The sequence below is a fragment of the Terrimesophilobacter mesophilus genome, from assembly GCF_014200375.1.
GTDB classification, from domain to species: domain Bacteria; phylum Actinomycetota; class Actinomycetes; order Actinomycetales; family Microbacteriaceae; genus Terrimesophilobacter; species Terrimesophilobacter mesophilus.
In genome coordinates, this window is sequence record NZ_JACHBP010000001.1 from 475,713 (window position 1) to 495,635 (window position 19,923).

Genomic DNA, 19,923 nt, shown 5'->3' on the forward strand with positions numbered 1-19,923 from the left:
ATCTTCGCCCACGCGCTACCGAACACCTGCCAGAAAAGGAGGGGGCGACCCGCACTGTGTGCGGACCGCCCCCTGTTACGGCACTTCGATAGTAGCCGCCTTATGGAGCCTTACTTGCTGAGGACGTTGAAACGGAACTTGAACGACGCGTCGAGCGTGTCGTCCACGCCCTTCACATCCTTGCCCGACACGACGACCTGTGCACCCTGGAGCAATGGCAGCGTCGACAACTGGGCCGCGACCTTCGCCTGGATGTCCTCGATCTCGGACTTGCGCTTGGCAGGATCCGTCTCGACAGCCTGTGCCTTGATCAACGAGTCGATCTCGGCGTTGCTGAAGTGATTCTTCAGGAAGTTATCCGTCTGGAAGAACGGGGACAGGTAGTTGTCCGCGTCGGAGTAGTCCGGGAACCAGCCGAGCTGGTACATCGGGTACACGTCAGCAGAACGGTCCTTCGAGTACTGGACCCACTCGGTGGACTGCAGGTTCACCGTGAAGAGACCGGACGCCTCGAGCTGCGACTTGACGAGCGCATACTCGTCACCGGAGCTCGCGCCGTAGTGGTCAGGGTTGTACTGGAGGTTCAGCGTGACCGGACCGGTGACACCGGCCGCCTCGAGGGTCGCCTTCGCCTTGTCGGCATCCGGGCCGCCGTTGCCGTCGCCGTAGAGCGACTTCAGCACGTCGGTGGCGCCCGTCAGGCCGGCGGGAACATAGGAGTACAGGGGCAGGTAGGTGCCCTTGTAGACCTGGCTCGCGATGGCGTCGCGGTCGATCAGGTCGGCAATCGCCTGGCGGACCGCGAGCGACTTCGCCGCGTCGGCATCCGCCGTCTTCGCACCGAACGGCATGGTGTCGAAGTTGAAAACGATGTAGCGGATCTCTCCACCCGGGCCCTTGTGAACCGTGACGTCCTTGTTGCTGGCGAGGCTGTCGATGTCGGTCGCAGACAGGCTGCGCGTGGCGACGTCGATGTTGCCCTCCTGGACGTCGAGCTTCATGTTCGACTGGTCCGCGTAGTACTTGAGGTTGATCGTGGCCGTCTTCGGCTTGCCGAGCAGACCCTGGTAACCGTCGTACGCCTTGAACTGGACGAGCTCGTTGAACTTGTAGCTCGAGATCACGTACGGGCCGGCGAAGGCGTTTCCGTCAACGATCTCCTGGTCCGTGGTGAGCGCGGTCGGAGAGAAGACCTCTTCGTCCACGATCGGCGCGGCTGGGCTCGAGAGGATCTGAGGCCAGATCTGGTCGTTGGCCGCCTTGAGGTGGAAGACGACGGTCAGGTCATCCTTCACCTCGGTGCTGTCGAGGTTGTAGAGAAGCGTCGACGGTCCGTTGTCCGCCGCGATCTTCAGCTGGCGGTCGAAGCTGAACTTGACGTCGGATGCCGTCAGGTCGTGGCCGTTCGCCCACTTGAGGCCCGGCTTGAGCTTGACCGTGTACTCGGTGGGCGCGGTGAACGAGGCCGACTCGGCGATATCCGGGTGGACATCCGAGCTCCCGGGGTTGGAGTTCATCAGGAACGGGAACACGTTGTTCATGATGAAGAACGAGCCGTTGTCGTACGAACCAGCAGGGTCGAGCGTCGTGACCTTGTCGGTCGTACCGACGGTGATGGTGCCTGACGCGCCGGTGTTACCGGTGCCGTTCCCTGCAGCGCAGCCGCTGAGCGCCATGGCGGCAATGGCAACGCCGCTGAGCACGGCCAGCGACCGCTTTCGGATCGTGGATGCGGATGTCATATCCGGATACCTCTCTGTTGTGAGAATCCAGCGGAGCCAATTCGGACTCCGCTGGGGACAGTACCCGTGGCAGGCTCGATGGCGCGCCACGGGTCGCTTGTATACCCCTTGATAACACGGATTGCCCATCCGCTGAGTCGAAGACCTCGATTGGCGCCGAATATTTATTGTTCTGCAACCTACTCGCCGATGAGTGCGCGCCGATCCGCCTCCACGCTCATGAGCTCCCGCTGAATGTCGCGGTACCGATCCGGCTCCGCTGCGGCGTCCGTGCGCTGAAGCCTCCCGAGCAGTTCCGCCTTCCTGGCGAGGAGATCACGGCCGACGAGGGAGGCGACGACGCCCTTGCAGTAGATCGACAGCTCACGATCCGACTTCTCCGGGATCGGCGCGACGACGAGCTGGCTGACGATCCCGGAGAACACCGCCGGAACCTCCTCTGCGACGCGATCGACCCAGCCGGGCGTACCGAAACCGTCCATGCTCGCGGCGATGCCGTCGCGGACCACCGTGAGGGTCGCGTTCGTGAACGACACGTCCCCCATGCGGAGGATGAGGTCGCGGCCCACCTCCTCCGGCTGCTGGAGCACCGCCATGAGCGCGTCCCTCTCCAGGCGCGTGACCGGATCCGTGGGCAGGTTCGTGATCGATGGGCCCGGCTCCGCCGGCCGCTCTGACGGACCCCGTGCGTCGGATCGCCGCGCATCCGGCGATCGCGGATCTTCTGATCGGGACTGGATCGGCTTCGCCCTTCCGGCACTGCTCACCGCCCGCGAGACCTCCTGCGGGTCCACGCCGATCCATCCGGCCAGGTTCCGGATGTAGCCGGCATGGAGGGCGGGATCCCGGATGCCCGCGACGACGGGCGCCGCGGCCCTGAGTGCGCCGACCCGACCTTCGACGGTGTCGAGATCGAAGGAGGTGAGCACACGGCGGATCATGAACTCGAACATGGGCTTGCGTTCGTCGACGAGACGGCGGAGGGCATCGTCTCCCCTCGTGAGCCGCAGGTCGCACGGGTCGAGCCCGTCCGGGGCGACCGCGACGAAAGTCTGCGCTGCGAAACGCTGTTCCTCCGCGAAGGCCCTGCTCGCGGCCTTCTGGCCCGCCTCATCCGGGTCGAACGTGAAGATGACCTCACCGAGACCGTGGGAGTCGGAGTTCTCGACGTCGCCGAGCACCCGGCGGATGACCTTGATGTGGTCGACCCCGAACGCGGTACCGCAGGTGGCGACCGCCGTCGTGACGCCGGCGAGGTGACAGGCCATGACGTCCGTGTAACCTTCGACCACGACGACGCGCTTACCGCGGGAGATGTCGCGCTTGGCGAGGTCGAGCCCGTAGAGCACCTGCGACTTGTGATAGACCGACGTTTCGGGGGTGTTGAGGTACTTGGGGCCCTGGTCGTCGTCGAGCAGCTTGCGGGCTCCGAAGCCGAGCGTCTGGCCGGTCGTGTCGCGGATGGGCCAGACGAGCCTCCCGCGGAAGCGGTCGTATGTACCCCGGTCTCCCTGGCCGACGAGTCCGGACGCGAGGAGCTCCTCCTCGGTGAAGCCGAGCTCCTTGAGGTGGTTGCTGAGGGCGTCGTAGCTCTTGGGTGCGAACCCCACGCCGAAATGGGCTGCGGCCGACGGATCGAAACCGCGCGCACCGAGGAACGCTCGTCCGGGCTCCGCGCCGGGGGTCGCAAGCTGCGCGATGAAGAAGTCCGCCGCGGCCTGGTTCGCAGCGAGCAGGCGCGCACGGTTGCCGCGGTCGTTCGCCGCGCTGCCGCCGTCCTCGTAGTGAAGTTCGATGCCGACCTTCGCGGCCATCCGCTCGACCGCTTCGGAGAATGTGACGTGGTCCAGCTTCTGCAGGAACGTAAAGACGTCGCCGTCCTCCCCGCAGCCGAAGCAGTGGTAACGACCGGCCTGCTGGCGCACGTGGAAGCTCGGGCTCCGCTCGTCGTGGAACGGGCAGAGTCCCTTGAGCGAGCCGACTCCAGCACTCTTGAGGGTGACGTAGTCTCCCACGACGTCGGCGATGTTGATCCGCGACCGCACCTCGTCGATGTCGCTCCTGCGGATCAGCCCTGCCATGGCTTGATTCTAGGCGGGGTGGGATTCCGCGGCTGAGCCCGGCGAGCGACCGAGCAGCCTGCGGTGCCAGGAGTTCGCCGACTGGTCGGTGAGGCTCGCGACCTGGTCGACGACGGCACGCTTGCGCCCTGCGTCGGTGCCGGCCTCTCGCCAGTCGGCCGCGAAGCCCGCGTCGAGGGCATCCGGTCCCCGGTCGATCAGGGCGTCGGCGAGCTCGGTGATCGTGTCGCGCTGCCTGGCGTAGATGGGCTTCCGCGAGTTCGTCGACATGACGTTCGCCGCGACGATGCCCTTGAGCACCGCGATCTCGGCGCGGGTCTCGCGTGGGACGACGACATTCGCACCGAAGCGGTTGAGGCGCTCATCGCCGTGCTCGGCGAGCGTGGCCTGGGTGGCGATACCTGCGAAGCGGCCGATGAGCTGGCTCGTGAGGTTCTTGAGGCGCCCCTGCGCCGCGCGCGTTCCGTCGAACTCGTCGATCCAGGATTCCAGCGAGTCGAGCCGGTCGAACGCTGCGACGAGTTCGTCGTGGTCGAGTTCGCCGCCGATCCACTCGAACATCGAGTCGACGAGTTCGTCGTGGTCTACTCTGGCCCCGAGCGCCGGGACGTCGATGTAGCCGCCGACGATCGCATCCTCGAAGTCGTGCACCGAGTACGCGATGTCGTCGGAGAGGTCCATGACCTGGGCCTCGATGCACAGCTGCCGATCGGGCGCGCCCTCCCGCAGCCACGCGAACGCGTCGGTGTCATCGAGATAGAAGCCGAACTTCGCGCGGCCGCTCGGGTCACCGATGGCACTCGTCGCCGGCCACGGATACTTGCAGCTCGCGTCGAGGCTCGCGCGCGTGAGGTTCAGGCCATAGGAGTGCCCGTCGCCGCCGAACACCTTCGGCTCGATGCGCGTCAGCAGCCGAAGCGTCTGGGCGTTGCCCTCGAAACCGCCGACGTCCGCGCACCACGCATTGAGCGCCCGTTCCCCGTTGTGGCCGAACGGCGGATGCCCGAGATCGTGGGCGAGGCAGGCGGTGTCCACGACATCCGGGTCGAGTCCGAGGCTCGACGCGAGTTCCCGGCCGACCTGTGCGACCTCGAGGGAGTGGGTGAGGCGGTTGCGCGCGTTGTCGACCCCCGCGGTCGGGCTGAGCACCTGCGTCTTCGCGGCGAGGCGTCGCAGCGCGCTCGAGTGCAGGACGCGGGCGCGATCTCGAGCGAAATCGCTTCGGCGATTGGAATGCTCCTCCGGCAGCCAACGGGCGCGATCGTGCTCGGAATACGCGGCCGACGTCGCGGCATTCGGCAGGTCAGCCACCTGTCGTGTCCGCTTCGCCCTCGCTCAGCTCGCCCCGGTGGGCCGCCGCGAGCTCGCGGCTGTCGAGCCAGCCCTCCGGCAGCACCGTACGCTTCGGATGCCCAGCGCGCCCGCGGGGACCCTCAGCATCGTCGCCGGGGTACGGCTCGGACCAGTCGAGTTGGCCGAGCAGGTCGTCCATCTGCTGCAGGCTCTCGACCCGCGCGAGGGCGGAACGCAGCTCGCTGCCGACCGGATAGCCCTTGAAGTACCAGGAGACGTGCTTGCGGATGTCGCGGCATGCCCACTCCTCGCCGTCGTCGCCATCGGTGCTCAGGAACTCGGCGAGCAGAACCGTGTGGCGGCGGATGGTGGCGGCGACAACGCCGAGGGTCGGGCGCGCCCGCCGTGCTGCCGCTTCCTCTGGGGTGAGTTCCCCCGACCTGACCTGGAACGCGGCGACGAGGTCGCCGAACAGCCATGGCCGGCCGAGGCAGCCGCGACCGACGACGACACCGTCGCATCCGGTCTCCTCGACCATGCGGATCGCGTCCGCCCCGCTCCAGATGTCGCCGTTGCCGAGCACCGGCACGTCGCTGATGGCCGCCTTGAGCCGCGCGATCGCCGACCAGTCGGCCTGCCCGCTGTAGAACTCGCTCGCAGTGCGTGCGTGCAGGGCGATGCTCGAGACGCCCGCCCCCGAGGCGATACGGCCGGCCTCGAGGTAGGTGAGGTGGTTCGAGTCGATGCCCTTGCGCATCTTGACCGTGACGGGGACGTCACCGCCGGCCTTCACCGCGGCCTCCACGATGTCGCGGAACAGGTCGAGCTTCCATGGCAGCGCAGCCCCTCCGCCCTTGCGGGTGACCTTGGGGACCGGGCATCCGAAGTTCAGGTCGATGTGGTCTGCGCGGTCCTCTGCCACGAGCATCGTGATCGCCTCGGCGACCGTGTGCGGGTCGACTCCGTAGAGCTGGATGCTGCGCGGCGTCTCCGACTCGTGGTGCCGGATGAGGCGCATCGTCTTCTCGCCGCGCTCGACGAGGGCGCGGCTCGTGATCATCTCGCTCACGTAGAGCCCGGCGCCGAACTCGCGGCACAGCCGCCGAAACGCCGTGTTCGTGATGCCCGCCATGGGCGCGAGCACGACCGGCACCTCGAGCGCGATCGGCCCGAGCTGTAGTTTGGGAGTTGCGGTGGCGAGAGAGGTCATCGTCTCAATTCTCCCAGAAAGTGGTCGTCGGCATGGGCGAGGCATCAGGAAGCACACCCGCGGGCCGGAAGCGCGTGCTCGCGGATGCCGCCGCGCGCGGCCTCGAGGTCGAGATCGTCGAGCGGCCGGGAGCAGGGAGCCTGGAGGAGGCAGCAGAGCTTCTCGGCATCCGGCCCGCCGACATCGTCAAGACGCTCGTCGTTCGACGCAAGGCACCGTTGCCGGCGACCTACCTGTTCGCCCTCGTGCCGGGCGATCGACAGATCTCCTGGCCGAAACTGCGCGCGCTCGTCGGAGCGAACAAACTCGCGATGCCGGAGGAGGCGCTCGCGATCGAGGCGACCGGCTACGGCCGTGGCACGATCACCCCGCTCGGCAGCACGACGGCATGGCCGGTCTACGCGGACGTCACGCTCCCCGGCCGCCGTATCGCCATGGGCGCCGGTGAGCAGGGTTTCAGCGCGTTCGTCGACGCGGACGCGCTTCTCGCCTCACTCGGTGCGGTCGTCGCCGACATCAGCGAACCCCTCGCGTCCCGCTCCTGAGCGTGAGGCGTCAGTTCCAGAGCAGGTAGTGGTGCACGGGACGGGGTGCGCACGCGCTCGACGCCGGTGGCGGCCACTCGCACGAGTCGTCGACGCACACCGCGGCATCCGGCTGGCCGACCATCGTGAGAGGGGTCTTCTTCCCGTCGGTCACGCCGCCGCCTCCTTCTCGTCCCGAACCTGCTGCAGTGCGGCGGCGAAGGTTGCGGCCTCCTGTGCGCCGGAGATCCCGTACTTCCCGTCGATGACGAAGAAAGGGACGCCCTGGATGCCGTACTCCTGAGCCTGGGCGACATCCGCCTTGACCGCCGGCAGGAACTCGTTCGATTCGAGCGCCCGCACGACATCCCCGCGGTCGAAGCCGATCCCGGCCGCGATGTCGGCGAGGTCGTCGATGCGGCCGACGTGCTCACCCTTGACGAAGTACGCCTCGAGCAGGCGCTCCTTCATGTCGAGCTGGCGGCCCTTCGACTTCGCGTAGTGGATGAGCTCGTGCGCCTTGACCGTGTTCGTCTGGTGCACGGAGTCGTAGTCGTAGTCGAGACCGACGGATGCCGCGATCCCGGTGACCCGGTCGAGCATCTGGCTCACCTGGTCATGGGGCAGGCCCTTGCGCTGGGCGAGGTAGTCGGCCGGCGTGCCGCCGAAATCGACTGGTGTGTCCGGCGCCAATTCGAACGAGTGGTACTCCACCTCGACGTCACCGCCGAACTGCGCCGCCCCCGCCTCGAACTTGCGCTTGCCGATGTAGCACCACGGGCACTGCACATCCGACCAGATGTCTACTTTGATTGCTTCGCTCACTCCTCGACCTTCCGTCCTCAGGACAAACCAAGCCCGGCGCGCGAACATTCCCTCGAGGAATAGTTCCAAAGTCTATGCGGTTGCATATAAATGACGGTGCGAATCGCACCACTCGAGAAAGGGAAGAGAACATGACTCGGTTCACCGGAAAGACCGCCCTCGTCACGGGAGGCGCCAGCGGCATCGGAAAGGCCGCAGCCCGCCAGCTCGCTGAGGGCGGCGCGAACGTCGTCATCGGAGACATCCAGGACGCTGCAGGCGCAGACGTCGTCAAGGAGATCACGGATGCCGGCGGAAAGGCCCACTACGTTCACCTCGACGTCACGAGCGAGGACGACTGGAACAAGGCCGTCGCCGAAACCGTGAAGACTTACGGCGGGCTCACCACGCTCGTCAACAACGCCGGCATCGGAGACACGCTCCCGATCGAGGAGACCCCGCTCGCCAGCTGGGACAAGGTCATCGCCGTCACCCAGACGAGCGCATTCCTCGGCATGAAGGCTGCGAGCGCCGAACTGCAGAAGTCCGGCAACGGGTCGGTCGTCAACATCAGCTCGATGTACGGCATCGTCGGAGGCCTCGGCGGTCCGAGCTACGCGGCCGCCAAGGGCGCCGTGCGCATCCTCACCAAGAACACGGCGCTCGGATGGGCCAAGAAGGGCATCCGCGCGAACTCGGTGCACCCCGGATACATCAACACGCCGATCCTCGGCGAGACCGACCGCCAGTACCTCATCGACACGACCCCGATGGGTCGACTCGGTGAGCCGGAGGAGGTCGCCAACGTCATCGCGTTCCTCGCGAGCGACGAGTCGTCCTTCATGACCGGCTCCGAGGTCGTCGTCGACGGCGGGTACACCGCCGGATAGATCCGGCTCTCACGCAGGGCTACGCGCCGAGCAACTGCTCGGCGAGGTAGCCCTGCAGTCTGTCGAGCGACACCCGCTCCTGCTCCATGGAGTCCCGCTCGCGCACCGTCACCGCCCTGTCCTCGAGCGTGTCGAAGTCGACGGTGATCGCGAATGGCGTGCCGATCTCGTCCTGGCGACGGTAGCGGCGACCGATCGCGCCGGCATCGTCGAAGTCGATGTTCCAGAAGCGGCGCAGATCCGTCGCCAGTTCCTTCGCGATCGGCGAGAGGTTCTCGTTCCTCGACAGCGGCAGCACCGCCGCCTTGACCGGGGCGAGCCTGCGGTCGAGTCGCAGCACCGTTCGCGTATCGACCCCGCCCTTCGTGTTGGGGGCCTCATCCTCGTGGTAGGCGTCCACGAGAAAGGCCATCATCGATCGCGTGAGCCCGACCGCCGGCTCGATGACATACGGCGTCCAGCGTTCGTTCTTCGTCTGGTCGAAGTACGACAGGTCCGTACCGGAGTGCTCGCTGTGGGTCGTGAGGTCGAAGTCGGTGCGGTTGGCGACGCCCTCGAGCTCTCCCCACTCGCTGCCCTGGAAACGGAACCGGTACTCGAGGTCGACGGTGCGCTTCGAGTAGTGCGAGAGCTTCTCCTTCGGATGCTCATACAGTCGCAGGTTGTCGCGGTTCATTCCGAGATCCACATACCAGTTCACGCGCTCGTCGATCCAGTACTGGTGCCACTTCTCGTCGGTGCCCGGCTCGACGAAGAACTCCATCTCCATCTGCTCGAACTCCCGCGTACGGAAGATGAAGTTGCCCGGCGTGATCTCGTTGCGGAAGCTCTTGCCGACCTGGGCGATGCCGAACGGCGGCTTCATGCGGCTCGCGCCGAGCACGTTGTTGAAGTTCACGAAGATGCCCTGCGCCGTCTCAGGGCGCAGGTAGTGCAGCCCGCTCTCCTCCTCGACGGGACCGAGGTAGGTCTTGAGCATCATCTGGAAGTCGCGCGGCTCGGTCCACTGCCCGCGCGTGCCGCAGTTCGGGCACACGATGTCGGCGAGGCCGTTCTCGGGGGCGCGGCCCTTCTTCTCCTCGTAGGCCTCCTCGAGGTGGTCTGCGCGGAATCGGCGGTGGCAATGCAGGCACTCGGTGAGCGGGTCGGTGAACGCGCCGACGTGACCGGATGCCACCCACACCTGCCGCGGCTGGATGATCGCCGAGTCGAGGCCGACGATGTCTTCGCGCGACGTGACCATCGAACGCCACCACTGACGCTTGATGTTCTCCTTGAGTTCGACGCCGAGCGGGCCGTAATCCCACGCCGAGCGCGATCCGCCGTAGATCTCCCCCGCCTGGAACACGAATCCGCGGCGCTTGGCCAGCGAGATGACGGCATCGAGGGGGGAGGCGGTGGCCACGGTGTACTCCAGAAGGTCAGCCGGGCGCGAGGCTTGCGTCCGGTCGGCAGTGATCCTCCAGTTTAGGGCCGGGATGCGGAGCGGCCGCACACGCCGCGGCCGACCGGGTGTCTGCGCAGCGCGCTGCGCCTCCGCTCAGCGCAGGGCTTTGGCGACGGCGGCCACGTCGCTCTCGTCATTCCAGAGGTGGATGGAGGCGCGTAGGCGCCCGGCGCGACCGGATACCGTGATCCCCGCGTCGACGAGTCGCGCCATGTCCTTGTGGTCGGCATCCGCCCACGTCACGATCGGCTGGTGCTGCTGCGGGATCTCGAGCGCGTCGCACAGGAGGTCTCCGAGGCCGACCGTGAAGTTCCACACCTCGTCCATGTCGAGGCCGGAGAAGAGTTCGAGCGCGGGCTCCGCTCCGACCCAGGCCGGCCAGGCCGGCGAGACGTCGAAACGGCGGGCGGAGGCCGCGAGGTCCATGGCGGGCCCGTAGCAGGAGCCCCACACGTCGTCCCCTGCGTACCAGCCGGCCTGGATGGGGGTGAGCACCGCCTGGAACCGCTCGCTCAGGGTCATGAACGCCACTCCGCGCGGCGAGCACAGCCACTTGTATGCGTGACAGAGCGTCGCGTCGAACCGGGAGGCGTCCGCCGGGTAGACCCCGGCCGCCTGGGTGAGGTCGCACACCGTGTACGTGCCGGTCCTGCGCGCGGCGGCGACGATGCCGTCGAGGTCGGCGATGCGACCGGTCGCCGATTGGGCGAGGGAGAACACCACGAGCCAGGTGCGGTCGGTGATGGATGCGGCGAGCTCATCGAGCGGTACAGTGCGAACCCGGATGCCGGAGCGCTGCAGGAACGGGAACATGATGGAGCTGAAGTCGCCCTCCGCGCACAGCACCTCGGCCCCGTCCGGCACGGCCGCGGCGAACACGCTCGCCATGACGGAGGTCTGCGAGCCCGTGGCGACCCGTTCGGGGTCGACCTTGACGAGTGTGGCGTAGTGACGGCGAGTGTTCTCGTGGATCGGGTCGTAGTCCATGGGGTCACGCGTGCCCGATGCCCACAGTTCGATGTCGGCGAGCTGGGCTGCGACGGTCGCCCGTGTCGGGAGGCCGATCGAGGCCACGGCCAGGTATCCGCGCGCGGCGTCGGGGCGGAACTGGCCGATCGCACTGGTGAGCGCGGGGGAAAGCCGGCGGCTTGTGGCCGCAACGGTGGAGGATGCCTGTGCAGAACTCATGACTCAATCCTGCCCCCGGTGCCGCGAATGCGAGCGAACCCGGATGCCACAATCCTGCAAGGTTTCCACGCGATCCTGCGTTTTCTTGCGTATCAGGCGAGGGGAGTGTCCTCAGCGCCCCCGAATCGTCGGTCGCGGGACGCGTACAGTGCGATCCCCTTCCACAATTGTTCGCGCGTGAAATCCGGCCACAGGGTGTCGAGGAACACCATTTCCGCGTAGGCGCTCTGCCACAGCATGAAGTTGCTCGTACGCTGCTCGCCCGAACTTCTGAGGAACAGGTCGACGTCCGGGAGCTCCGGCGAGTAGAGGTGTCTCTGGATGGTGCGCTCCGTGATACCGGAAGGCGAGAGCCTGCCCGCCGCCACCTCGCCCGCGATGGCCCGAACCGCATCCGCTATCTCGCCCCGCCCGCCGTAGTTGACGCACATCGTGAGGGTCAGGACCGTGTTGCGCTCCGTGAGCTTCTCGGCGAACTGCAGTTCCTTGATGACGGAGCCCCAGAGCCGCGGCTTGCGCCCGGCCCATCGGATGCGCACACCCCAGTCGTTCAGCTGGTCGCGCCGGCGATGAAGGACCTCCCGGTTGAAGCCCATGAGAAAGCGCACCTCATCCGGGGATCGCTTCCAGTTCTCGGTGGAGAACGCGTACACGCTCAGGTGCTTCACGCCCACCTGGATGGCGCCGGCGACGACGTCGAGCAGCGAGGCCTCCCCCGCGCGGTGGCCCTCGATGCGGGTGAGTCCGCGGCCGTTCGCCCAGCGGCCGTTGCCGTCCATGACGAGCGCGACGTGGTTCGGGATGGCCGCGGCCGGAAGCGCGGGCGGATACGCGCCGGTCCAGTCGACGGGTTTGAAGTCGGCGGCGTCCTTGTGGGTCTTGCCCGTCATGGTCATGCCCCCCGGTCGACGTGCTGCAGGGAGCGCAGGCTGCGCTCGAGGTGGAATTGCGTGTACGCGGCGACGATCCCGCTCGCCTGGCTTCTGATGCGCTCCGGGGATGCCGCGGCGACCGGCCAGTCCCCGGCCAGGAGCGCGGCGAGGAGGTCGAGCGTCGCCGGATCCAGTCGCGGCGCACCGGGCGGCGCAACATCATCAGCGACCACTCCCCCGAGCTGCACGACGAACGCGGTGTGCGGGCCGGGTGCGCCCGTCACGGCGCAGTCGACGAAGCTCGGGGCCCATCCGGCGATCGAGAGCGAACGCAACAGGTAGGAGTCGAGCGTGAGGCTCGCGCCGTGCTCTCGCCGTGCGAGCGAGCGCAGCGCACCGATGAGCAGGAGGTATTGCTGCAGTGAACCGCCGTCGTCGGTGATCTTGTCCGCCGTCTCGACCATGACGCTCGCGGCCGTGTAGCTCGCGTAGTCCTCGGTGATCTCCGCACCGTAGGAGCCGATCGACTCCGCCTGGGTGATGATGTCGAGGCTGCGACCCTCATAGAGCTGAACGTCGGCGACCATGAACGGTTCGAGCCGTGACCCGAACTTCGATGCCGTGCGTCGCACACCCTTCGCGACCGCGCGGATCTTGCCGTGCTCGCGACTCAGCATCGTCACGATGCGGTCGGCCTCACCCAGTTTGTGGGTGCGCAGCACGACGGCTTCGTCACGGTACAGGGGCATGCACCCAGTATCCCCCGGCACGGCCGCTGGTCGCGTAGCAGAATTGCCTGATGAGCCTCAATCGAACGAAACCGGCCAGGATGCCGGAGCGCGTCAACTCGACCGACAGGGCCGCACTCGACCGCCTCCTGCGGGATGCGTCGGTCGGGCACTTCGCGTTCGTCGAGGATGGGCGGCCGGTCGTCATGCCGATCGCGATCGTCCCGGATGGCGAGGACATCATCCTGCACGGGTCCACCGGCTCGTGGTGGCTGCGAAGGCTCGCGACGGGAATCCCCGTGACCGTCTCGGTCATGGCGGTCGACGGGCTCGTCTTCGCACGCTCAGCCTTCGAGTCGTCGATGCGCTACCGCAGCGCCGTGCTGTTCGGTTCGTGCGTTCGACTCGACGACGACGAGAAGGCCGAAGCGCTCGACCTCGTGACCGGCGGGCTGCTCCCCGGTCGGCTGGCGGAGCTCCGTCCGCACAACCGCAGGGAGCTCGCAGCGACGCTCATGCTCCGGATGGTAGTCGACGAATGGACGTTCAAGAACTCGACCCAGTGGCCTGAGGACCCCGACGAGGACATCGCGGGAGACACCTGGGCGGGCATCCTGCCCATCCACACGACGTACGGCGAGCCCGAGCCCGCACCGGACCTGCGTGCAGGCATCTCGGAGTCGGAATCGGTGCGCGCCCTCGCCGGCCGCAGTCGCGTGAGGCCGGGCTAGACGCCGATCAACTCGCGGTCATCCGAGGGCGTTCGCACCGCGCGGTTGACCGCAGACACGACGGCCTTGAGGCTCGCGGTCGAGATGTCGGCATCGATTCCGACGCCCCACAGCCGCTTGTCGCCGACCTGGCACTCGACGTAGGCCGCGGCGACCGCGTCACCGCCTGCCCCGAGGGCGTGCTCGACGTAGTCGTAGACCTTGACGTCGATGCCCTCGTGTGCGAGAACGTCGAGGAAGGCGTCGATGGGCCCGTTACCCGTTCCGTTGGCCTCCACGGTCGACTCTCCGACGCGCAGCTCCGCGTAGAGCGACACCACCCCGGACATGTCGCTCTCGGTGCGCGTTCGGGACAGTTCGAACCGGCCCCACTTGTCATCCGGAATCGGCGACGGAAGGTACTCGTCGGTGAAGATCTCCCAGATCTGGGCGCTCGAGACCTCGCCGCCCTCCGCATCCGTCTTCGCCTGCACGACGCCGCTGAACTCGATCTGCAGCTTGCGCGGCAGATCGAGTGCGTGGTCCGCCTTGAGCAGGTACGCGACGCCGCCCTTGCCGGACTGCGAGTTGACCCGGATGACCGCCTCGTAGCTGCGACCGAGATCCTTCGGATCGACCGGCAGGTAGGGAACGGCCCAGACGAGCTCGTCGACAGACCTGCCCTGGGTCTTCGCGTCGGCCTCCATGGCCTCGAAGCCCTTCTTGATCGCGTCCTGGTGCGAACCGCTGAACGCCGTGTAGACGAGGTCGCCCGCCCAGGGGCTGCGTTCCGGCACCGGCAGTTGGTTGCAGTACTCCGCGATGCGCTTGATGTCGTCCAGGTCGCTGAAGTCGATCTGCGGGTCGATGCCCTGCGTGAACAGGTTGATGCCGAGCGCGACGATGTCCACGTTCCCGGTGCGCTCTCCGTTGCCGAACAGGCATCCCTCGATGCGGTCGGCGCCAGCCTGGTAGCCGAGCTCCGCCGCCGCGACCGCCGTACCGCGATCATTGTGCGGGTGCAGGCTCAGGATGACGTTCTCGCGGTGGTTCAGGTTCCGCGACATCCACTCGATCGAGTCGGCGTACACGTTGGGGGTCGCCATCTCGACCGTCGCGGGCAGGTTGATGATGACCTTGCGCTCAGGTGTCGGCTCGAAGACCTCGAGCACGGCGTTGCACACCTCGAGGGCGAACTCGAGTTCCGTGCCGGTGTAGCTCTCCGGCGAGTACTCGTAGTAGATGTCCGTGCCGGGGGCGAGCCTCTCGGCCGCCTTGCACATCCGCGCACCGTTGACGGCGATGTCGACGATCCCCTGTCGGTCGGTGCGGAACACGACATCGCGCTGCAGGATGCTCGTGGAGTTGTAGAGGTGCACGATCGCCTGCTTCGCGCCGCGGATTGACTCGTAGGTGCGCTCGATGAGTTCTCCGCGGGCCTGGGTGAGCACCTGGATCGTCACGTCATCCGGAATCAGGCCCTCGTCGATCAGTTTGCGCACGAAGTCGAAATCGGTCTGGCTCGCCGAAGGGAACCCCACCTCGATCTCCTTGTATCCCATCCGGACGAGCAGGTCGAACATGATCTGTTTGCGCTCCGGGCTCATGGGATCGATGAGCGCCTGGTTGCCGTCCCGCAGGTCGACGGCGCACCAACGCGGAGCCTTCGCGATCGTCGCGTCCGGCCAGGTGCGGTCAGGCAGGTCGACGGTGAAGGTCTCGTGATACGGACGGTACTTGTGGATCGGCATCGCCGATGCGGTCTGTCGGTTCTTCATGTTGTGCGCTCTCTCGCGGAAGGAGGTGGGTCAGCCGACGACGCTGGGTTTAATCAGCAGAGGCCGCGACGAGGATGGACCCGGATCTAGGTCTCGTCGCGGCAGCTAAGAAGGAGCAGACCGAACAGCACGAATTCAGGGTAGCACCGCGAAGGAACGATCACACCATCGAGCCGCCTACCCCAGTATTCGCATACTGGGGTCGAGAATCCTCCAACCGCAGCCTCCGCACCGCAATGCTGGCTTCACACGCGGGTGATGCGCACCCGTTACAGCAGGAGGAACTTGTGCCACAAATCACGACAAAACGGGGGCGCGGTGTGCGATACATCGGCATGCTCGCAGCATGCTCGGCCGCGACATTCGCACTGAGCGGCTGTATGGGCTTCTCGGTGCAGGCCGGTCCGCCGCCGGTCGACTTCAAGGGAGTGCAGTCCGCGACCATCCAGATCCAGGCGCAGGGAACCTTCATCCCGGCCGGAACGACGGAGCCGTCCGAAAGCGCCGCCCGCGGTTCCGGATTCATCATCGACTCGAGCGGCCTGGCCGTGACCAACAACCACGTCGTGGTGGGCGCAGGAACGCTCAAGGTCTGGTTGGGGGGCGATTCGTCCAAGCAGTTCAACGCGAAGGTTCTCGGCGCCTCGGAGTGTCTCGACCTCGCCGTCATCCAGCTGGACAAGGGGACCTACCCCTACATGGCGTGGCACGACGGGAGTATCGAGACCGCTCTCGATGTCTACTCGGCCGGGTTCCCCCTCGGGGACCCCACGTTCACAATGACGAAGGGAATCGTCTCGAAGAACGACGTGAAGCAGGATGACTCCTGGGCGTCTCTCGATCACGTCATCGAGCACGACGCGAGAATCCGCGGCGGCAACTCCGGAGGCCCGCTCGTGGATCCGAGCGGCAGGGTCGTTGGTGTGAACTACGCCGGCCGCGACGACCTCGACTACAACTACGCCATCCACAGGGACCAGGTCCTCCCCGTACTCGCCGACCTCAAGAAGGGCAAGCCGGTGCTGTCCCTGGGCATCAACGCCCAGGCGCTCGCCCCGGCGGACGACGGGACGCCGAACGGCATCTGGATCGAATCCGTCGCGGCAGGCGGCCCCGCCGACGTCACAGGGATCAAGCCGGGTGACGTGCTCATCGCCATGGCCGGTGTGACCCTGGCGCGGGACGGCAGCCTCGCCGACTACTGCCAGGTGCTCAAGACCCAGGGCGTCGACGCGACGATCGACTATCAGGTCTACCGTCCGTCGGACAACTCGGTCTACGAGGGCCAGTTCAACGGCAAGGAGATCAAGCTCGTCTCGAGCGGCAACGGCTCGAGCGGTGCGGTCGGCAACTTCGTCACCGCGACGGATGACACCGGTGCCGTCAGCGTGCAGGTGCCGAACACCTGGTCGCAGACCGATGGGGCCAGCTTCACGGATGACAACGGTTCGACGTTCTACAGCATCACGGCGACACCGGACATGGCGACGTTCAACAAGAGCTGGGCCGTCCCCGGCGTCCAGGTCGCCGCGAGCATGGACGCGGTGAACTCCGACCTCGTCCAGATCATCACCAACTACAAACAGGGCTCAGGGAAGGACTGCACGCTCGACAGCGAGGGACCATACGACGACGGGTACTACGTCGGTCAATTCGCCTATTTCACGGGGTGTGCCGGCTCGAGCACTGACTTCGGGATCCTGGCGACGACCGACGTCGGCAAGACCCACCTCATGCTCGTTTACGTGCAGCTGGTCTCCGACCAGGACAAGGATGTCGTTCTCACCAACATCCTGAACACCTTCAATGCGTCGTTCTGAGTGACGGAAGTCCTCTCGCTCACGACGCTCGGAGGATCCCGGCCAGGTCGCGTCTGGCCGGGATCCCGAGCTTTCGATAGCAGCGCGAGAGGTGGAATTCGACGGTCTTGAGCGTGACGAACAGGCTCGCGGCGATCTCCCGGTTCGACATGCCCTGCGACGCAAGGGTCGCGACGCGAAACTCGGATGGCGTCAGCGACGCGATCCTCCTGTCCAGCGACGACGGGATCATCGGGTGCCCGATGGCGGTCAGTGACGCCAGTATCCTCTTCTCCGCCCGCGCGAGTCTCTGCGACTGGACATACTCGAGCGCGTGCAGGAGCAGCTCGACGGCCCCGGCCGCATCGCCGGAGGACACCAGCCGGCCGGCGAGGAGCTCATGCACGTGTGCCCGCGCGTACCTGCGCGACGGCCCGAGAACCTCGAGTGCCCTGCGGGCCAGCCCGATGGCCTCCGCATCGTCGCCGAGTGCTCGCGCGAGCCGGTACAGGGCGGGGCCGAGTGCGGTCGCGTGCTTTCCGGATGTCTCGGCGAGCGCGACCTCCTCCTTGGCCAGTCGGCTCGCTGCGGCCACATCGCCGAGTGCGAACAATGCGTCGCCTGCAGAACCGCGCCAGCCGAATTCGAACGACTCCGCACCGGAGGGGAGAAGGTCCCGCGCGTCGTATGCGAGGCCGAGCCCCTTCGATGGCCGTCCGACCCCGGTCCAGTAATCCGACCTTCCGATGTACTGGATCGACTGGAATGCGGCGCTCACGCTCTCGTACTGCTCGGTCAGTGCGATCCTCGCGGCCGCCGCGTTGTCTCCGACTGCAATGTGCCAGCGGATGAGCAGCGTCTCCGCCGACTCTCGGTATCGCGCCCAGCCGAGCGGGACCGAGTTCACCGCTGCGACGAGGTCGGGAATCGCTCGCCGGAAGTCTCCCTGGGAGAAATACACAGAGCCGCGGCAATACCGGGCGGTCGCCTCGCTCAGCAGCCGTCCCCTCATCCTCGCGCTGTGCGCGGCGCTCGTCAGCAGCTCGATGCCCTCGGCGAAGAGGCCCGATGTCGTCAGCGCTCCGGAGAGGAGATACGTCGTGGGGTCGTCGGCGAAGTCGGACCTCGATCGCGGCCAGCGGCGGTAGGCCCGCAGGGCAAGGCTCCTCGTCCGCTCGTTGGGTTCCCCGGAGAGGGTGAACCCGACCGCCGCGGCCGCCAGGAGGCGAGCATCCTGCGGCGTATCCCGCTCCTGCGGCTGATCGATCGTCTGCTGGATCACCTCGCTCGACATCACGGGCGGGCCGAGTACGAAGCTCAGGTGAGCGGAAAGCCCCCGCGCGACGAACTCCCGGAAGATGGGTCGGGTCGTATCGGTTCCGGCCGCAGTGAGCTCTTCTGCGCCCTGCAGGTAGGCCGCCTCCGCCCCGGCGTGGTCCCCCGCGTCGAAAAGCGCATCACCCAGGTCGGCCAGGACTCTCGACCTCGCATCGACGTCGTCGCTCAGTGCGAGCGCGTTGCGCAGGTGGGAGACGGCAGCCGCCGGGTCGTTCGCGGCAAGGCTCGCGTGCGCCGCCTCCGTCAGGAGTGTCAGCCGGAGCGGGTCATCCGCCCTCATCTCCAACAGTGCCCGATCCAGGTAGGCGACGGCATCCCCCGGCGCGCCGGCAGCAATGGCCACCCGACCGGCGCCCATGAGGACAGTGACCCGCCAGGCGTCCACTCCCACCGGGCTCCGCAGGATGTGGGCTGACACGCTGGATCCGGATGCGCCCCGCGCGTGGAGGATGCGGGCGGCCCGATCGTGGAACGCCGCGCGCGCGGACTCTCCCATCTCGTTCCGAATCGCCTCGCCCACGAGCGGGTGGGCGGGTATGAGACGCCCCGATGCCGACAGGATGCCGTCGTCGGCCAGCGTGGCGACGATCGGGTCGAGTGAGCTCTCCGAAACCCCTGCAAGCTCGGCGACCGTCGCACCGGTCGCTTCCGTGCCCAGAATGGCGGCGGCCCTGGCCACGTCCCGATGCACGCCCCCGTGCTGAGCCAGTCGCCCACCGATCGACTCGATGACCTGGGCGGATGATGTGAGCTGCCGCCCGGCTGCGCCCATCGCGACGAGTTCTGTGACGTAGAAGGGGACCCCTCCCGACAGTTCATGAACCTGCTCTGCGTCGAGCCCGGTACCCTCCACGATCGCGGTCGTTCCCGCCAGGGTGAGCGGCCCTGGAGCGACAATGGTCGATCCGCGGACGATCGCCGTGAGTTCCTGCCCCACATCATCCGGATGGCCTCGCCGCACCCCGAACAGGAACCCGACGCCCACTGACCCGAGCAGCCCCATCGCGTGCCCGAGGATCGAGAGTGATGCCGGGTCGGCCCAGTGCAGGTCATCGACGACGACGAGCACCCGTCGGTCCTCCGCCAGCCTTGAAACGATCCAGTGCAGGGCGTACGACAGAGCGGCCATGTCGGCGCCGACCGCTCCGTCCACCATGAGCTCGCGGATCATCCCGCCCGGGCCGTCGAACGGCGGCTCCCCCGCTGCAGTGGAGCGCGCGAGGCCCGCGAACAGCTGAACGAGCACGCCGTGCGGAACCTGCGCGCCGAGCGGGGTGCCCCTCGCGGTCAGCACGAGCCAGTCGGTGCATTCGGCCACGGCAAGGCCGACGAGCGTCGACTTGCCGATGCCGGGGATGCCGACGACGGAGATCGCCTGGGCTCCTGGTTCGCCGACCGTGCTCAGGACCCTGCGCAGCGTCGAGCGCTCGCTCTCGCGTTCGACGACTGCCATGGCGCTCCACGGGGATCTGAACCAGTGAGCGAAGTGTATTGGGAATAGAGACGGCCGCGGTAGATT

The 19,923-nt window shown here is 67.0% G+C and carries 16 protein-coding genes; 4 read left to right on the forward strand and 12 right to left on the reverse strand.

What is annotated here, in order from left to right; all coding sequences use genetic code 11:
• Positions 1–110: 110 nt before the first annotated feature.
• The 4 genes from BKA04_RS02330 to dusB form a co-directional block, all read right to left on the reverse strand.
• Entirely contained in the window at positions 111–1,742 is a 1,632-nt protein-coding gene (locus BKA04_RS02330) for an ABC transporter substrate-binding protein (protein WP_104094967.1), read from the reverse strand.
• Between the two features lie 179 nt (positions 1,743–1,921).
• Entirely contained in the window at positions 1,922–3,823 is a 1,902-nt protein-coding gene (gene dnaG, locus BKA04_RS02335; protein WP_104094968.1) for a DNA primase, read from the reverse strand.
• 9 nt (positions 3,824–3,832) lie between these two features.
• A complete protein-coding gene (locus BKA04_RS02340) occupies positions 3,833–5,125 on the reverse strand; it encodes a deoxyguanosinetriphosphate triphosphohydrolase (protein ID WP_174719839.1) in 1,293 nt (430 codons plus the stop codon).
• Position 5,126: 1 nt separating this feature from the next.
• The gene (gene dusB / locus BKA04_RS02345) at positions 5,127–6,326 is read right to left on the reverse strand and encodes a tRNA dihydrouridine synthase DusB (RefSeq protein WP_104094970.1); all 1,200 of its coding nucleotides are present in this window, start codon (positions 6,324–6,326) and stop codon (positions 5,127–5,129) included.
• Positions 6,327–6,358: 32 nt separating this feature from the next.
• Between dusB and BKA04_RS02350 the strand changes: the two genes are divergently transcribed.
• A complete protein-coding gene (locus BKA04_RS02350; RefSeq protein WP_104096585.1) occupies positions 6,359–6,871 on the forward strand; it encodes an aminoacyl-tRNA deacylase in 513 nt (170 codons plus the stop codon).
• A 10-nt stretch (positions 6,872–6,881) separates the two neighbouring features.
• On the opposite strand, the gene BKA04_RS02355 is transcribed toward BKA04_RS02350, so the two are convergent.
• Both BKA04_RS02355 and BKA04_RS02360 read right to left on the reverse strand, forming a co-directional pair.
• Complete coding sequence (locus tag BKA04_RS02355; protein ID WP_167309643.1) at positions 6,882–7,025, reverse strand: hypothetical protein; 144 nt, start codon at positions 7,023–7,025, stop codon at positions 6,882–6,884.
• Positions 7,022–7,675, reverse strand: coding sequence for a DsbA family oxidoreductase (locus tag BKA04_RS02360; protein ID WP_104094971.1), 654 nt, complete (start codon positions 7,673–7,675; stop codon positions 7,022–7,024). The genes BKA04_RS02355 and BKA04_RS02360 overlap by 4 nt, the downstream gene beginning before the upstream one ends.
• Before the next feature lie 131 nt (positions 7,676–7,806).
• Here BKA04_RS02360 and BKA04_RS02365 point away from each other — a divergent pair, with 131 nt between their 5' ends.
• On the forward strand, positions 7,807–8,544 hold the full coding sequence (locus tag BKA04_RS02365) for an SDR family NAD(P)-dependent oxidoreductase (RefSeq protein WP_104094972.1): 738 nt from the start codon (positions 7,807–7,809) through the stop codon (positions 8,542–8,544).
• Between the two features lie 19 nt (positions 8,545–8,563).
• Here BKA04_RS02365 and BKA04_RS02370 read toward each other — a convergent pair whose 3' ends face one another.
• The 4 genes from BKA04_RS02370 to recO form a co-directional block, all read right to left on the reverse strand.
• Positions 8,564–9,949, reverse strand: a complete 1,386-nt coding sequence (locus BKA04_RS02370; RefSeq protein ID WP_104094973.1) for a glycine--tRNA ligase — start codon at positions 9,947–9,949, stop codon at positions 8,564–8,566.
• 135 nt (positions 9,950–10,084) lie between these two features.
• Positions 10,085–11,179, reverse strand: coding sequence for an aminotransferase class V-fold PLP-dependent enzyme (locus tag BKA04_RS02375; protein WP_104094974.1), 1,095 nt, complete (start codon positions 11,177–11,179; stop codon positions 10,085–10,087).
• A 92-nt stretch (positions 11,180–11,271) separates the two neighbouring features.
• Entirely contained in the window at positions 11,272–12,075 is an 804-nt protein-coding gene (locus tag BKA04_RS02380) for an isoprenyl transferase (protein WP_104094975.1), read from the reverse strand.
• Positions 12,072–12,800 carry a DNA repair protein RecO gene (gene recO / locus BKA04_RS02385; protein ID WP_104094976.1) on the reverse strand — a complete coding sequence of 243 codons (729 nt, stop codon included), beginning with the start codon at positions 12,798–12,800 and terminating at the stop codon, positions 12,072–12,074. Before recO ends, BKA04_RS02380 begins: the two co-directional genes overlap by 4 nt.
• A gap of 50 nt (positions 12,801–12,850) precedes the next feature.
• On the opposite strand from recO, the gene BKA04_RS02390 reads away from it, so the two are divergent.
• Positions 12,851–13,510, forward strand: coding sequence for a pyridoxamine 5'-phosphate oxidase family protein (locus BKA04_RS02390; RefSeq protein ID WP_232841938.1), 660 nt, complete (start codon positions 12,851–12,853; stop codon positions 13,508–13,510).
• On the opposite strand, the gene leuA is transcribed toward BKA04_RS02390, so the two are convergent.
• Positions 13,507–15,267 (reverse strand): 2-isopropylmalate synthase, encoded by a 1,761-nt coding sequence (leuA, locus tag BKA04_RS02395; protein WP_104094977.1) that lies wholly within the window; start codon positions 15,265–15,267, stop codon positions 13,507–13,509. The genes BKA04_RS02390 and leuA overlap by 4 nt on opposite strands.
• A 287-nt stretch (positions 15,268–15,554) precedes the next feature.
• Here leuA and BKA04_RS02400 point away from each other — a divergent pair, with 287 nt between their 5' ends.
• A complete protein-coding gene (locus tag BKA04_RS02400; RefSeq protein ID WP_167309644.1) occupies positions 15,555–17,087 on the forward strand; it encodes a S1C family serine protease in 1,533 nt (510 codons plus the stop codon).
• 19 nt (positions 17,088–17,106) lie between these two features.
• Here BKA04_RS02400 and BKA04_RS02405 read toward each other — a convergent pair whose 3' ends face one another.
• Entirely contained in the window at positions 17,107–19,857 is a 2,751-nt protein-coding gene (locus BKA04_RS02405) for a helix-turn-helix transcriptional regulator (RefSeq protein ID WP_104094979.1), read from the reverse strand.
• Between the last annotated feature and the right edge of the window lie 66 nt (positions 19,858–19,923).